The following is a 15,395-nucleotide window of genomic DNA, read 5'->3' as shown; positions in this document are numbered from 1 at the left end:
CAGGGGGACGAGTCGAGCAAACGAGGAGCGATCGATGCGTGTGCAACCCGCAAGTGGTGCCCCCTTCGAGCAAACGCTCCTCACCAGGCGAGGATTCATCGCCGCCGGCATCGCCGGGGGGTTCGCGCTGACGGCGTGCAGTCAATCCAAGCCCGCGCTGTCGGGCGACGCCCAGATGGCCGCCGCCATTGACGCCGCCGAGGCCGCCCGGCCGCACAGCGGCCGCACCGTCACCGCCAGCCTGACCGCTCAATCGGTCCAGATCGACCTCGGCGGTCCCGTTGTCCGCACGCTGGCCTACGGGAACTCGATCCCCGGAGCGCCGATTCGGGCGCGAATCGGTGACGAGCTGGTGGTGAACGTGTCGAACCGGCTCGACCACCCGACGTCGGTGCACTGGCACGGCATCGCGCTGCGCAACGACATGGACGGCGCCGCGCCCGCCAGCCCGAACATCCCGGCCGGCCAGGACTTCACCTACCGCTTCTCCGTCCCGAATGCGGGCACCTACTGGGCCCATCCGCATACCGGCGGCCTGGACGCCGACACGGGTCTCTACCTGCCGGTCATCGTCGACGACCCGACGGAGGGCAATTACGATGCCGAATGGATTGTGGTACTTGATGACTGGACCGACGGCATCGGAAAGTCGCCTCAGCAGCTCTACACCGAACTGACCAGCCCGAACAAGCCCGCCCCGCCAAGCGCGCCCCCGACGACGACCACCACTTCCACCACGAGTGAGACGCCCACGACGACGTCGACGAGTGAGACCTCGGCAACGTCGACCAGCCCGACCAGCTCGACAAGCCCGCCGCCCCCGACGGCCGCGACCTCTGGCGGCAGCGTGGGCAGAAGCGATCTGATCGGCGGCGACGCCGGCGACATCGCTTACCCCTACTACCTGATCAACGGCCGAATCCCCGCCGCTCCCATGAGCTTCAGCGCGAAGCCGGGGCAGCGCATCCGGATCCGCTTCATCAACACCGGCTCCGACACCACGTTCCGCGTCGCGCTGGCCGGTCATTCGATGACGGTCACCCACACCGACGGTTACCCCGTGGTCCCCACCCAGGTCGACGCGCTGCTGATCGGGATGGCCGAGCGCTACGACGTCATCGTGACCGCCGCCGACGGCGTATTCCCCTTGGTCGCACTCGCGGAGGGAAAGAACGCTCTGGCCCGCGCGCTGCTGTCCACCGGCGCGGGCGGCCCGCCCGACCCCGGATTCCAACCGCCGGAGCTCAATCGACGGGTGGGCACGGTCGAGATGTTCACGGCCACAACGCCGGTGAACCTGGGCCGGCCGCAGCCGGGCCTGAACCTCCCGGTGGTGTTGGGCGGCAACATGGTCCAGTACAACTGGACTATCAATGGAAAGCCCTACAGCGACACCGAACCGTTGCACGTCCGGCAGGGTGAACGCCCCACGATCACGTTCGACAACACCACGATGATGTATCACCCGATTCACCTGCACGGCCACACTTTCCAACTGATCAAGGCCGACGGAAGCCCCGGACCCCGCAAGGACACCCTGATGGTGCTGCCCAACCAGAAACTGCTCGCCGTGCTGGTGGCCGACAATCCGGGTTTGTGGATGTTGCACTGCCACAACACCTATCACCAAGAGGCAGGCATGCAGACCCGGCTGGACTACGTGTTCTAAACGTTCGCGGCGAGGAAATCGAGCAGCAGACCGTTCACCGCTGCCGACTGCTCGATCTGTGGGCAGTGGCCGGCCCTGTCGACCACGACGGAGCGGGCACCGTCGATCTGCTTGGCGATCTGGGCGGACCAGCCGGCCGGCAGCAGCTTGTCGTCTCCCCCTTCGACGACCAACGTCGGCACGCTGATGCGCTGGTAGACCCGCGCGCTCGACGGGGTGGGGGGACGTGACGAGCCCGGGCGGCGAAAACGCGCCGCCGCCACCGCCTCCCACGCACCCGGCGCGGTACTCGACTCGTAGCGGCGTCCCACGTATTGCTCGTCGTCCGGATAGCCGGGGTCGTGGAACAGGGCTTCGACGATGCGCCGCATGGCCGGGAGCGTCGCGTCGTACTCCTGCAGCGCCGCAAAGTGTTTGTTCTGCTGGATGTCTCCGCCCCCGCAGATGATCGTCAGGCTGCGGACCGGTAGCAGCGACGTGTCCGCCGTGGCGTCGGTGAGCAGGTTGATGGCGCCCATCGAGTTGCCGACGAAGTGCGCCGAGTCGACGCCGAGCAGTTCACAGAACCGCGCCACGTGCCGGATCCGCATCCCGCGCCCGTCGACGAAATCGATGACCTTCGCCGAGGCCCCGAAGCCCAGCTGGTCCGGTGCGAGCACCCGGTATCGGCCGGCCAGCGCCGCGATGTTGCGTTCCCAGCCCAGCTCGGCGCTCGCGCCGAATTCACCGCCGTGCAGCAGCACCACCGGCTCGCCGTCGCCCGCCTCAAGGTAGCCGGTCGTCAGGCCGTCCACCAGCATGCTCTTGCGCGCGAAGGCCATCACTTGATCGCGATCGGGTTGACCGGAGAGCCGACCGCCCCGACCACCCGCAGGGGCGGCGCGACGAGCTGGAACTCGTACACGCCGTCGGCGGCGCAGTCCTCGGCGAGCGCGGTGAGGTCCCAGTATTCGCCGAAGATCATCCCCATGTCGCGCAGGCAGAGCAGGTGCAGGGGGAAGGTGATTCCGTCGATGCCGGACACCAGGTCTTCGACCTGAAGGTTGTCGGCGGCGACGGCCGCGATCTCGTGATCGTGCAGCCAGTGGGCGCACCGCCAGTCGAGCCCGGAGTAGCCTTCCGTCTTGTCTCCGGTCATGAGAAACCTTGTCCACCAGCCGGTCCGGATGAGCACGATGTCGCCCCGGCCGATGGTCACGCCCTGGGCGCGAACCACGTCGTCGAGTTCCTCCGGCGAGATCGGATTCCCGGCTTCGAGGAAGACCTCCGCCCCGCGGTGGCGAACCAGGTCCAGCAGCACGCCGCGGGAGGTGATGCCCTTGACGTCGACCTTGTCGATACCGCAGTGGTAGGCGCCCATGCTGGTCACCGAATCCGCCGCGAAACCGTTGTAGAGGTGGTCGTCGTAGTAGACGTGGGACAGCGCATCCCACTGGCTCGCCGCCTGCAACGGCATGATGATGATGTCGTCGTTGAACCGGAACGGGTTGTCGGCCGTCATGTAGCCACTCAGCTGGTGGGCCAACGGGTTACGCGGCCAGTTCGGCCCGTACTTGGCCAGCGTGTGCACGTCGCCGCCGTCGACGGTCATGATGTGGACCGGGTTGTGCCGGAACTCGAACGCGCCCTGCGGACCCGAGGCGCCGAAGTCCACGCCGAGCGGGAACACCTTGCCGTGCCTCACCAGACTCGCGGCCTGGGCTACCTTGTCCGCGGTGATGAAGTTGAGGGTGCCTAGCTCGTCGTCGTCGCCCCACCGTCCCCAGTTGGAGACGTCGCGCGCGGCCCGACGGAAGTCGGTCAAGTCGGTCACCGGGCTCCTTCCTGCCTTGGTAAGAGGTCACGCGCAATCGCGGCGCCCACGTTTCCGCCGTCGACCCAGATGACCTGGCCCGTGATGTAGCTGGCTGCACCACTATTCAAGAAGAGCAATACCGCGGCCTGCTCTTCGGGGTCGGAGACCCGACCCAACGGCTTGGGGATGTCGTCGAGGAATCCCTGCCCGTACGCAGTCCGGAGCTGGTCGAGGATCGGGGTCTCGGTGACCCCGGGGCCGGTGCAGTTGATGCGGATGCCCCTGGCACCCAGCGGTGTAGCGCTTCGCATGGTGTAGAAGATGATCGCCTCTTTGGACAGTTGGTAGCCGTTGCCGAGGCCCTGGGGATTGGCGTGGCACCACTCGATGCCCTCCCGCATCGTCGCGGTGTTCAGCAGGGGCGCGACCAGCGCCACGTGTTCGCGATAGGCGGCCGCCGCGAGCGAGGACACGCTCACGATCGACGATCCCGCGACCATCTTGGGAACCAGCGCCTCGGTGAAATGGCGCAGGCCCAGGAAGTTCACCGTGGCAACGAGGGCGGGGTCGCCGATCCCGGACGAGACGCCGGCGACGTTGAAAAGCGCGTCGACCGGCCCGCCGATCGAGGCGACGGCGTCATCGATCGAACCCTGGACAGCCAGGTCCACCTCACGAAAGTCGTTGAGCTGCACGTCCGGTCGCAGCCTGTCCAGCCCGACGACGTCGGCACCGAGTTCGGTGAGTTGGCGAACCAGCTGCCCCCCGATGCCCGAGGCGCACCCGGTCACCACCGCACGGCGGCCGTCGTAGCGCCAGAGCTCGTCGATCGATCCCAAGGCCGTCTCCTGTTTCAGCGACCTCCCGGAGTCACTTGTTCTGCTGTTGTTCCTTCAACCGCTGGGCCGCCTGCACCCGGCCCTCGTTGATCTCCGCCATCGCTTCGGGGATTTCGCTGGCGGTGAACTTACCGCCCCGGCCGGTGGGCAGCCCACCGAATGAGTACTTCTCGTCGAACTGCGGCGCGCTGGATTGCGGCCGCCGCGCCTCCACCTTCTCGATGACGGGCTCCAACCGCTTGGCCTTCTCGATTACCGCCTTGGCGTCGCGCTCGATGAATTCGGGCAGCACGTCGGAGCCCATCAACTCGATGGATTCCATCGTGCCCTCGTGGCTGCGCGGGTTGAGCAGCAGGATGATCTCGTCGACACCGCTTTCCTCGTAGCCGCGCAGGAATTCACGCACGGTGGCGGGCGATCCGATCGCGCCACGCCCGGGGCCGTAGGCCAGCGTCGGATCCTTCTCGACCTCTTCCAGGTACCGCTTCCATACCCCGGTCCGCCCGGGGGTGTGAACGCCCGTCATGTAGTAGTGCATGATGCCGAACGAGAAGAAGCCGCCGCCCTGTCCCAGCCGTTGCAGCGCCTGCTCGTCGGTCTTGGCGACCATCATCGACAGGTCGCCCCCGATGGCCAGGATGTTCGGATTGATGCGCGGCGTGACGGGCACGCCGTTCTCTTCGAACTCCTTGTAGTACCCGTTCACCCGCTCGGTCAGCGGGCCGGGACCGGTGTAGGCGAAACTCAAGGCGCCGATTGCCTTTTGGGCTGCCATTTGCACGCTCGCCGGCCGCGTGCAGGCCACCCAGACCGGCGGGTGGGGCTTTTGCAGCGGCTTGGGAACGACGTTGCGCGCCGGCATCTGGACGTGCTCGCCGTCGAAGCCGGAGAACGGCTCCTCGATCATGCAGCGGATCGAGACCTCGAGGGCCTCTTCCCACTGGGCCCGCTTGTCGGCGGGATCGATGTTGAACCCGCCGAGTTCGCCCACGGAGGACGATTCCCCGGTGCCGAACTCGACTCGGCCGTTGGAGAGCAGGTCGAGGGTGGCGATGCGTTCGGCGACCCGGGCAGGGTGATTGACCACCGGCGGCAGGTGCATGATGCCGAATCCGAGCCGGATGCTCTTGGTCCGCTGGCTGGCCGCGGCCAGGAAGATCTCCGGCGCCGTCGAGTGGCAGTACTCCTCGAGGAAGTGGTGCTCGGTGAGCCAGACGGTGGAGAAGCCGGCCTTGTCGGCCGCCTCGACCTCGTCGAGGCACTCCTGCATCATGACGTGTTCGTCGTCGGGTGCCCAGGGCCGTGGCAGGGCGAACTCGTAGAACAGCGAGACCTTCATTTGTTACCTCCTATGAGAATTAAGGGTTTTGGCGGCATGTGCGGCAATGTGATTCGCTGCGACGAAGCCGAACGTCATGGCGGGGCCGATGGTCGCCCCCGCGCCGGCGTAGCTGCGGCCCATCACCGGCGCGGAGGTGTTACCCACCGCGTACAGTCCCGGCACCACCGAGGCGTCGTCCCGCAGCACCCGCGCGTATTCGTCGGTGCTCAGGCCCCCGGACGTCCCGAGGTCACCGAGGACGATCCGGAACGCGTAATACGGCGGGTCGCCCAGCGGATGGAGGTTGGGATTGGGCAGTGTGGGATCGCCATAGTAGTTGTCGTAGACGCTGTCGCCGCGGTGGAAATCGTCGTCGTGACCATTGCGGGCGAGTTCGTTGAAACGGCGGGCGGTTTGGGAAAGATGGTCGACAGGCACGCCGATGCGGTCCGCCATCTCGTCCCAGCTCATCGCGGCCTTGACCACGCCCGATTCCAGCCACGCCGCGGGGACCTTGCGGCCGGTGGGCACCGGTGCACCCGGGATCTTGGGTATCGGGAGGTGGCCTCCGATGACGTAGCGATTCCACGACCTGTGGTCGGTGATCAGCCAACAGGGGATGTGGGTGACCCCGGTCCTTTGTCCGTCGATCATGGCGTGGCCGAAGTCCATGTAGGGCGCCGCCTCGTTGACGAAGCGCTTGCCGTCGCCGTTGACGATGAACTGCGCCGGCATCATGCGCTCGTTGAGCATGAACTGCATCCGGCCGTCCGGCCATTGGATGGCGGGAAACCACCACGCCTCGTCGAGCAACTCGACTGCGGCACCCAGCTTCTGGGCCGCGCGGATGCCGTCGCCCATGGCGGCGGGGTTGCCGAAGCTCCAGTCCTGATCCACCACGGGTAGCAGTTCCTTGCGCCAGGCCAGGTCATGGTCGAAGCCACCGGAGGCCAGGATGACGCCGAGACGCGCGCCGATGCGCCGCGCTTCGCCGTCCCTTTCCACCACCACACCGGTCACCGATCCGTCGGCGTCGGCGAGCAGCTCGGTCATCGGCGAGTCGAGCCACAGCGGGATGCCGCGCTCCCGCATGGTCAATCTGAGCCGAGCGGCCAAGGACTGCCCGATCGCCGCCATCCGCTCACCGAACACCCGTGCCCGGACCATCCGCCCGATCAGCTTCAGCAACACGCCCTTGCCGGCCCACGATTGCCGGATGCGGTAAAAGGTCCGAAGCTCCTTGGGCCCCAGCCAGATTCCTCTGGGCGCGAATGCCAGCGGCTTCAGCAGCAGTTGTTCGTCGGGCCCCAGCTCCCGCAGGTCTATGGGCGGGACGTTGATGGTGCTGCCGAGGTCCGATCCGCCGGGCAGCTCCGGATAGTAGTCGGCGTAGCCCGGCTTCCAGACGAACTCGCACCATCCGGAGAGCCGCTCCAGGAACCCGAGCATTTTCGGTGCGGACTCGACGTACTGCCGGATTCGCGACTCGCTCACCAGTCCTTCGGTGATCAGCCGCAGGTATTCGATGACGCGATCGGGTTCCGGGACGTAGCCCTCCCTGCGCTGCGCGGGCGCCCCCGGCACCCAGATGCCACCCCCGGACAGGGCGGTGGAGCCGCCGAAGCACGGTGACTTCTCCACCACCAGCGCGTCCAGACCCGCGGCCTGGGCGGTGAGCGCGGCCGTCATGCCGCCGCCACCCGACCCGACGACGAGAACGTCGACGACATGGTCGAAACCGTCTGTCGTGGCCGTCATTTCGGTACCGCCGTCCTGATGGCGAATCCGGCGATCAGTTCGGGGGCGGGCTTGTAGTAGCGCCCGACGGTTTCGTAGGGGCCCGCGCTCGCCAGCGCCCCGAATGCGGCGACCCACGTTCTGATCTCCTGGGCGGAGCTGCCGCCCTCGTGGGTCACGAACGAATTGGACCACTGGTCGAGTTCGGTGAGCCATCCGCCGTCGATGATCTCGAGGAACCGCTGATCCCACATCGGGTTCAGCGGTTGCAGGTCGCTGTCGCCGGCGGCGAAACTCTTGGCCGCATCGATCACGGCAGACTGCCGGGCCTGGCGCTGTTCGGGTGTCATCGGCCGACCGTGCACGATGCGCTCCCGCACGGGTGCCGGCGCGGTCGCCAGCGTGGGCACCGGCGGGCTGTGCGAGAGCCCACCCGAGCCCAGCACCAATACCCGCTTGTCCAGCGTGGCCAGGTAGCTGCCGACGGCGGTACCGAGTGCCCGGCAACGATGTAACGGCCCCAGCGGCACGCCGATCGCATTGATGAAGATGGGTATCACCGGGCGCGCGGTCGCCGCGCCGAACAGCTTTTCCAGCGGCTGGACGGTGCCGTGGTCCACGTCCATGCAGGCCGAGACCGCGACGTCGACCCCGGCGTCGAGCACGGCTTTCGCGCAGTCGGTCGCGAGCTTCTCGGGAACGTCGAGCGGACCGGCATGGGTGCCGTAGTCCCCAATCCCGTTGGCGCCCGTGCCGATGCAGAAGGGCGGCATCATCTTGTAGAAGAACCCGTTGTAGTGGTCCGGGGAGAAGCTGACGACGAGTTCGGGATCGTAGTCGTCGACGAAGCGGCGCGCGTCGGCGATCGCTCCCTCGATGTCGTCAAGCAGGTCCTGCGACGGCCCCGGAAGATTCAGGAGCGGGCTGTGCGACATACAGCACAGAGCCAGTGCCACTTTGCGGATCACCCCCTCGTGGCGTGAGGGTGAGCGCGGCGAGGAGTGCGGCGCTCAGGTCGGGGGCGCGCTGGGCGATGCAGGCGCCGGCGATACAGCGGTCCGGACGCAGGAACAGCACCGACTCCTGGTGGGTGTCGAACCAGGACTTGACGGCACCGGTGGGGTCCCCCACGACCACCACGTCGGGATGGTCGTGACCGGTCCAGTGCAGCTGGGTCACGGGCCGCAGCGCAATGAACTTCGCGCCCAGCGCTTTCCAGTTCGCGAAGGCGACGTCGCCGAGGATCTGGCGGGGGTCGTTGTTCCAGCACAGCACGGCGAACCAGTCACCGATGACGTCGTCCAACAGCACGTTGTCGTTTTCGCGGGTATCGACCCGCGGCTGGATGAACAGCGTGCCCACCGGCGAATCCGCCCGCCCCGGGGCGGCGTGCACGACGGCTCCTTGTTCGTAGCGCGGCATCGGCTTGAACCGCATCTCCAGCACATATCGCTTGAGCGACGGCACGATCGACGCCGACCGCACCAGCAGGTCTCGCGCACCGGCCACGCGCCGGTTGGTCGGCGAGATCACTCGACCCACCATCGTGGACAGGTCGATCATCGCCCGCGCGTGCTTGCGGCGCTCCACGTCATAGGTGTCCAGCAGCTTGTCGCCGGCCCGACCGCTCACCACCGCGGCCAGCTTCCAACCCAGGTTGGCCGCGTCGCGGATTCCGCTGTTGTAGCCCTGACCCTGCCAGACCGGCATCAGGTGCGCGGCGTCGCCGGCCAGCAGCAGCCGACCCTTGCGGAACGCCCCGGCGATCCGCGAGTGATGGGTGTAGACGCGCCGCCGGATCACGTCGACCCGCTCCGGGTGCGGCACCATCCGGGCCAGCATCTGCGTCAGGAACGCCGGATCTTCGGCCTGCTCGTCGGTCTCGTGGGCGTGGATCATGAACTCGAACCGCCGGATTCCGTGTGCGATCGAGATCGATGCGTACGGCCGTTCGGGATCGGCGCCGACCTCGCTGTTGGGGTGCCCGAGCGGGTCGTTGGCGATGTCGACCACCAGCCAGCGCGTCGACGATGTCGTCCCGTCGAACGACACGTCCATCATGCGGCGAGTCGTGCTTCGGCCCCCGTCGCAACCGACGACGTAACGCGCTCGCAGGCTGGACGTTTCGTGGTCGTGCCCGCCGAGCTCGACGGTCACCCCACCGGCGTCTTCACGGCACCCCGTCATCGGTCGCCCCCACCACACCTCGACGTGCTCGAACCGGTCCAGGCCGGTGAGCAATTCGGCGTCGACGAGGGGTTGCACGAAGCCGTTGCGCTTCGGCCACCCGAAACGCGCGTCGGGCGGGGCCATTTCGGCGAGCACGCGCCGTTTCGCGTCGACGAAACGCAGGATCTGGTTGGGCACCGTGTGGGGCACGACCCGGTCGGCCAGCCCGATCGACTGAAACGTCCGCAACGCCTCGTCGTCGAGCCCCACTCCGCGCGGATAGTCGATCAGCGTGTCGCGTTCTTCGACCAGCACCGTTCGGATGCCTTGCAGGCCAAGGATGTTGGCCAGCGTCAGGCCGACCGGTCCGGCGCCGACGACCACGACGTCGAAGTCGGGTTGCTGCCCGTCGCCGCTCATCACCGCCCCAGCAGGAAGTCGAGGTGCAAACGGTTGAAGGCCTTGGCGTCCTCGTACTGCGGCCAGTGACCGCAGCCAGGCATCACCTCGAAGCGTGCGTTGGGGATCATCGACGCAATCCGGCGGCCCTCGGTCACGTCGGCGGTCGGGTCGTCACTGGTCCACAACACCAGGGTCGGCGCGGTGATCGCACCGTATTCGTCCGGGCCGATGATGTTGCGCGCCCGAATCTCGGGGTCCTGCAATGCCATGATGTCGCGCATGGCGTCGACGAATCCCGGCTGACGGTAGACGCGTTGGCGGCTGGCGACCAGGTCGTCGTAGTCCTTGGATTTGTCGGCCATCAGCCACTTGATCCGCGCCTGCACCGTCTCCCAGGTCGGGTCTTCGGCGGCGGCCATGGACAGCGTGATGATCCGCTTCATCACGACCGGGTCGGCCTGCGAGCCGCCCGCGGTGTTCAGGACGAGCCGGTCCACCACGTCCGGATGGTCGATGGCGGCGCGGGCGGCCACCCAGCCGCCCAGCGATTCACCGCTGATGCAGGCGCGATCGACGCCGACCGCGCGCAGGACGGCCATCAGGTGTTCGACGTAGTGGCGGACCTCCAGCGGGTGGCCCGGCTTATCCGTGTAGCCGTGCCCCAGCATGTCGATCGACCAGGTCCAGAAGTGCCCGGCGTGCGCTGCGAGGTTGCGGACGTATGCCTCGGCGTGGCCGCCCGATCCGTGTAACAACACCAGCACCGGCTTGCCGGGGTCGCCGGCGCGCAGGTAGCGCGTCCGCACTCCGCCGGCGTCGAGGTAGCCCTGCTCAAACGCGACGCCCTGCAGATCGCTCCAGATGCTCTCGAACTCCGCCACGGTTCCTCTCTGGCCGATGAGTGGGAATCTCGTTCTCGTTTTCGGCGTATCGCGTGTGCTAATATCGCACACTAATGTGCGTTATATATAGAGCTTCGCTCTCCCGTCTGGGTCTGTCAAGGCTGTGACGGGTTCGGGAACGGGTTCGCAGACGCTGGCCAGGGGACTGACCGCGCTGCAACTGGTGGCGGATTCCCCCGGCGGCCTCACCGTGCAACAGCTCGCCGACCAGGTCGGAGTGCACCGCACCATCGCCTATCGATTGCTGACGACGCTGGCGGACTTTCGGTTGGTGGCCAAGGGCGAGGACGGCCGCTACCGTCCCGCAGCCGGCCTCGCAGTACTCGGCGCCGCGTTCGACCGCAACGTTCGCCAAGTCAGCCTTCCGACGCTGCGGGCCCTGGCCGACGAGCTCGGCACCACGGTCTCGTTGCTCATCGCGGAAGGCGACCAGCAGGTGGCCATCGCGGTAATCGTGCCGAGCCACGTGGCCTATCAGCTGTCCTTCCACGAGGGCAGCCGATATCCGCTGGACCGCGGCGCCGCCGGGATCGCGTTGCTCGCGAGCATGCCGCCGCGTCCGGGAGAGCGCGACCTGGTGACCCGCGCGCGTGAGCGCGGCTGGGTGAGCACGTACGGGGAGATCGAGCCCAACACTTATGGCCTCGCCGTGGCGGTGCGCCGCCCGCCGCCGTCGCCGCCAACCTGCATCAACCTCATCTCGCACCGGGAAGACGTCGTGATGCGCGGTAAGGACGCGGTCGTCAAAGCCGCGCAACAGTTGTCGGACCTGCTGAGCTGAAGGGGTAGCGATACATGCCGTGGGACATGCAGGTCGATGTCGTCGTGCTCGGCAGCGGGGGCGCCGGGCTCACCGCCGCACTCACCGCCGCCGCGTCCGGCGCGTCGGTGGAGGTTTTCGAAAAGGCGTCGACGGTCGGCGGAACGACCGCGGTGTCGGGCGGTGTGGTGTGGATCCCCGCCCACAACCGTTCTCCCGAAGGCGAATTGACCCCGGCCGACGCGCTGCGATACCTGCGCGCGCAGTCCCTGGGTTCGATGGACGACGAGCTGGTCGAGACTTTCGTGCACACCGGTCCCGCGATGCTCGACTTCATCGAGGCGCACAGCGCCCTGCGCTTCGAGGTCGCCACCGGCTTCCCGGACTACCGGCCCGAGCTGCCGGGGGGCCGTCCCGGCGGCGGGCGGTCGCTGAGCGCGGGGCCCTTCGATCTGAACCGGCTCGGCGAGTGGGGCGACCGGATCACCGCCTTCCCCGCCGACTGGTCCAACGTCGGTATCGATGCCGAAACGAGGGCCCGCCTGCACGTGACGGTCGGCGAAGGCAGCGACCTGTGCGTCGCAGGCACGGCGTTGATTGCGGGTCTGCTCAAGGGATTGCTGGACGCCGGGGTCACGCCCCGGACCGACGCCCGGGCCGAGGAGCTCATCGCCGAGGACGGCGAAATCGTCGGGGCGCGCATCGCGTTGCCCGGGCGAACCATTCGGGTGCGCGCGCGCCGCGGAGTCGTCCTGGGCGTCGGAGGCTTCGAATGGGATCCGGGTTTGGTGCGGGCATTCCTGCGCGGCCCGATGCACGGCGCGGTGTCCCCGCCCCATAACACCGGAGACGGCCTGCGCATGGCGATGGCGCACGGCGCCGACCTGGCCAACATGGGCGAGGCCTGGTGGGTGCCGATCGTCCAGATCCCGGGCGACACGATCGACGGCAGGCAACGCAGCCGCAGCGTGCGCCTGGAGCGGACTCGGCCGCGGAGCATCATCGTCAACTCGGCGGGGCGGCGCTTCGTCAACGAGGCGTGCGACTACAACTCCATGGCCGGCGCCTTTCACTACCTCGATCCCCGCGGCGGGTACGTCAACGACCGCGGATGGATGGTGTTCGATTCAATTCATTTGCAGCGCTATGGATTCCTGGGCGTCGAGCCGGGACAGCCCGTCCCGGACTGGTTTTGCGAGTCCGCCGACCTCACCGAGCTGGCCGCGAAGACCGGCATCGACGCGGACGGCTTGATCCGCACCATCGACGACTGGAACCGCCACGTGGCCGCCGGGGCCGACCCCGACTTCGGGCGCGGCTCCAGCGCCTACGACGGCTACTGGGGCGACGACAGCGCGACCACAGCCGCGGGCAAGACCCTCGGCCCGATCGACACCGCCCCGTTCTATGCGGTGCCGGTGTGCATCGGCGCGATGGGCACGAAGGGCGGTCCGCGCACCGACCGCGACGGGCGGGTGCTGCATGTCGGCGGCGAGCCGATCCCGGGCCTGTTCGCCGCCGGGAATGCGATGGGTGGGGTCACGGGACGCGCCTACGGTGGCGCCGGCGGGACATTGGGCCCGGCAATGGTTTTCGGATACCGCGCCGGTCACGCGGCCGCTACCGGGAAGTCCGTCGACCTCGAGTCGCGCTAACTGAAGGCGTTCGTGATGGCTGCCATGTCGAAATAGTCGCGCCACGCGGCTATCCGGTCGTCGTGCACTTCGAAAACGCCCATCACCGGCAACGGGATCGATCCACCGTCCTTGCGGCGCATGACATCGGTGCGCTCGTTCATCACCAACGACCCGTCGGCGACCTGCCGGTGCACGTTGAAGTCGATTCCGTCGAACGCGGCCAGGAATCCCGCGATGAATTCGCGTATGGCCTCGCGGCCATGCACAGGATCCATCGGGATGTTGTGGTAGACCGCGTCTTCGGTGAAATACGCGGCAATCTCGTCCGGGTCCGGCGATGCCCAACGCTCGCAGAATTCCGTCACCAATTCATCGGCAGAACGTGTCATGCCCCTCATGCAACACATCGCCGCGGAGCAAATCAAGACCGAAGACGCTGAGCGGCTCGCGGTTCAGTCTGGCACCGGTACCTCGACGCAGATGTGGGTGCCCACCGGAGTGTCGAGGAAGACGAACGTTCCCCCGGCGGCCTCCACGCGGGCGCGGTGCGACGCCAATCCGATGTGCCCCTCGCCGAGCCGGCGCGCCACCGTCTGGTCGTCGAACCCCACGCCGTCGTCGACCACGTGCAACACGCACGTTCCGTCCGTGAAGCCGAGCAACACCGAAGCGCTACGGGCCCGCGAATGCTGCACGATGTTGGACAGCAACTCGCGAAGCACGCCGAACACTATCGCGTCGATCTCAGTGCGGATCGGGTAATCGATGTCGGTCGAGATGTCGATGTTCGATCGCTGGGTGGTCAACGTCGCCAACTGCTGGACCGCCGCGGCCAACCCGACCTGCTCGAGGACGGCGGGGTGCAGCTCGAACGTGGCCTGCCGCAATCGCTCCGATGCCATCTGCAGACCGGCCATCGCGCGCGCCACCCGGTCGTCGCCCGGTAGCGCCGAGTCCAATTCGACCAGCTCTTGGCGCACCGCCAAGATGTCCTGCAGCGGTCCGTCGTGGATGGATTCCGAGATCCGTCGCTGCTCGACGTCGGAAGCGGTCATCGTCTGGGCGAGCAGCTCCTCGCGCAGGGTGCTGAGCCCGGCCACCGAGCGGGTGTGCCGTTCTTCCACCCGGACGGCGACAAACGCCGTGACACAAAGGAATCCGTAGAGCAGGAACCGGAACGTGGCTTCGGTCACGCCGATCGATCCGACCATTTCCGGGTCCTCGAGCACCGCGATCGCGAACCCCACCATCGAGAAGAGCAGCACCACGGCCGCCCGCCGAGACGAGACGTCGAGCCCGATCAGGACCGGCAGCGCCGTCATGATGAGCAGCGGATGGAGCCCGTTGGTCGACAACACCTGGAAGACGGTCAGCAGGACCACATCGATGACCGTGAACGCAAAGGGTTCCAGGCGGCCGACGCGGGCCAGCCGCCCCCGGGTGAGCCATCGCCGGCTCGGCGAGAAAGCCAGCGTCAGAGCAAAGAGCGCCACCACGCCGTACACCACGATCAGCACGGTTTGCTGGGTCCACTCGGACCGGCGGGTGCCGCTGAGCATCGCAGCGATCATCAAGCCCACCACGCCGACCCGGAGGACCGACGCAAGCCGATACGAACGCAGCTGATGAAGCCTGCGCACCCGACCCAGTTCCGCGTCGCTCGCGACCGCCACGCGAACACAGTACTCATCGGCGGCGGCTCTCTCGGGGCAAAGCGCCCAGGCGTGCATCAGAGTTTTCGCTGATTGCCGCGGACGCTTTGCGGGCTAGACTCATCGCCATGGCCGGCCCAGCAGCGCCCGACAAGGTGCGGGTGGTTGTCGGCGACGATCACCCCCTGTTTCGTGAGGGCGTCGTGCGCGCCCTGTCGTCGAGCGGTTCGGTGAACGTGGTCGGCGAGGCCGACGACGGTTCGGCGGCACTGGAACTGATCAAAGAACATCGGCCCGACGTCGCCCTGCTCGACTTCCGCATGCCCGGCATGGATGGCGGGCAGGTCGCCGCGGCGGTGCGGAGTCAGGAATTGCCGACCCGCGTGCTGCTGATTTCGGCGCACGACGAGCCGGCCATCGTGTACCAGGCATTGCAGCAGGGCGCCGCCGGGTTCGTGCTCAAGGACTCGACGCGCAGCGACATCGTCAAGGCCGTGCTCGACTGCGCGCAG

The 15,395-nt window shown here is 67.5% G+C and carries 14 protein-coding genes; 4 read left to right on the top strand and 10 right to left on the bottom strand.

Annotated elements, in window-relative coordinates; translation table 11 throughout:
* Window positions 1–34 precede the first annotated feature (34 nt).
* Entirely contained in the window at window positions 35–1,669 is a 1,635-nt protein-coding gene (locus A5704_RS21845; protein ID WP_067891031.1) for a multicopper oxidase family protein, read from the top strand.
* Here the strand turns inward: A5704_RS21845 and A5704_RS21840 are convergent.
* Genes A5704_RS21840 through A5704_RS21805 form a run of 8 tightly spaced genes read right to left on the bottom strand, consistent with a single transcriptional unit; the run spans window position 1,666 to window position 10,813 of the window.
* On the bottom strand, window positions 1,666–2,490 hold the full coding sequence (locus tag A5704_RS21840) for an alpha/beta fold hydrolase (RefSeq protein ID WP_067891028.1): 825 nt from the start codon (window positions 2,488–2,490) through the stop codon (window positions 1,666–1,668). The genes A5704_RS21845 and A5704_RS21840 overlap by 4 nt on opposite strands.
* Window positions 2,490–3,482 (bottom strand): cyclase family protein, encoded by a 993-nt coding sequence (locus tag A5704_RS21835; protein ID WP_067891025.1) that lies wholly within the window; start codon window positions 3,480–3,482, stop codon window positions 2,490–2,492. The genes A5704_RS21840 and A5704_RS21835 overlap by 1 nt, the downstream gene beginning before the upstream one ends.
* Window positions 3,479–4,303 (bottom strand): coniferyl-alcohol dehydrogenase, encoded by an 825-nt coding sequence (locus A5704_RS21830; RefSeq protein ID WP_067759707.1) that lies wholly within the window; start codon window positions 4,301–4,303, stop codon window positions 3,479–3,481. The genes A5704_RS21835 and A5704_RS21830 overlap by 4 nt, the downstream gene beginning before the upstream one ends.
* Before the next feature lie 31 nt (window positions 4,304–4,334).
* Window positions 4,335–5,642 carry an LLM class flavin-dependent oxidoreductase gene (locus A5704_RS21825; protein ID WP_067759710.1) on the bottom strand — a complete coding sequence of 436 codons (1,308 nt, stop codon included), beginning with the start codon at window positions 5,640–5,642 and terminating at the stop codon, window positions 4,335–4,337.
* Between the two features lie 3 nt (window positions 5,643–5,645).
* On the bottom strand, window positions 5,646–7,382 hold the full coding sequence (locus A5704_RS21820) for an FAD-binding protein (RefSeq protein WP_067759718.1): 1,737 nt from the start codon (window positions 7,380–7,382) through the stop codon (window positions 5,646–5,648).
* Window positions 7,379–8,296 (bottom strand): 3-carboxyethylcatechol 2,3-dioxygenase, encoded by a 918-nt coding sequence (locus A5704_RS21815; protein WP_067759723.1) that lies wholly within the window; start codon window positions 8,294–8,296, stop codon window positions 7,379–7,381. Before A5704_RS21815 ends, A5704_RS21820 begins: the two co-directional genes overlap by 4 nt.
* Window positions 8,244–9,950: a bifunctional 3-(3-hydroxy-phenyl)propionate/3-hydroxycinnamic acid hydroxylase gene (locus tag A5704_RS21810; RefSeq protein ID WP_067759727.1), complete on the bottom strand. Its 1,707-nt coding sequence runs from the start codon at window positions 9,948–9,950 to the stop codon at window positions 8,244–8,246. The genes A5704_RS21815 and A5704_RS21810 overlap by 53 nt, the downstream gene beginning before the upstream one ends.
* Entirely contained in the window at window positions 9,950–10,813 is an 864-nt protein-coding gene (locus A5704_RS21805; RefSeq protein WP_067759732.1) for an alpha/beta fold hydrolase, read from the bottom strand. The genes A5704_RS21810 and A5704_RS21805 overlap by 1 nt, the downstream gene beginning before the upstream one ends.
* 124 nt (window positions 10,814–10,937) lie before the next feature.
* Here A5704_RS21805 and A5704_RS21800 point away from each other — a divergent pair, with 124 nt between their 5' ends.
* A complete protein-coding gene (locus A5704_RS21800; RefSeq protein WP_067759737.1) occupies window positions 10,938–11,615 on the top strand; it encodes an IclR family transcriptional regulator in 678 nt (225 codons plus the stop codon).
* 14 nt (window positions 11,616–11,629) lie between these two features.
* On the top strand, window positions 11,630–13,249 hold the full coding sequence (locus tag A5704_RS21795; protein ID WP_067759743.1) for an FAD-dependent oxidoreductase: 1,620 nt from the start codon (window positions 11,630–11,632) through the stop codon (window positions 13,247–13,249).
* On the opposite strand, the gene A5704_RS21790 is transcribed toward A5704_RS21795, so the two are convergent.
* Together A5704_RS21790 and A5704_RS21785 are read right to left on the bottom strand one after the other, a co-directional pair.
* Complete coding sequence (locus A5704_RS21790; RefSeq protein ID WP_067759748.1) at window positions 13,246–13,620, bottom strand: limonene-1,2-epoxide hydrolase family protein; 375 nt, start codon at window positions 13,618–13,620, stop codon at window positions 13,246–13,248. The two genes, A5704_RS21795 and A5704_RS21790, sit on opposite strands and share 4 nt — an antisense overlap.
* Window positions 13,621–13,683: 63 nt before the next feature.
* The gene (locus A5704_RS21785; RefSeq protein ID WP_067759754.1) at window positions 13,684–14,904 is read right to left on the bottom strand and encodes a sensor histidine kinase; all 1,221 of its coding nucleotides are present in this window, start codon (window positions 14,902–14,904) and stop codon (window positions 13,684–13,686) included.
* 107 nt (window positions 14,905–15,011) lie between these two features.
* On the opposite strand from A5704_RS21785, the gene A5704_RS21780 reads away from it, so the two are divergent.
* Window positions 15,012–15,395: response regulator transcription factor (locus A5704_RS21780; RefSeq protein WP_156737729.1), on the top strand; the 384-nt coding region annotated here is incomplete at its 3' end.

The sequence above is a fragment of the Mycobacterium sp. E735 genome, from assembly GCF_001666955.1.
Lineage (GTDB): Bacteria > Actinomycetota > Actinomycetes > Mycobacteriales > Mycobacteriaceae > Mycobacterium.
This window is presented reverse-complemented; position numbering and strand designations above follow the sequence as displayed.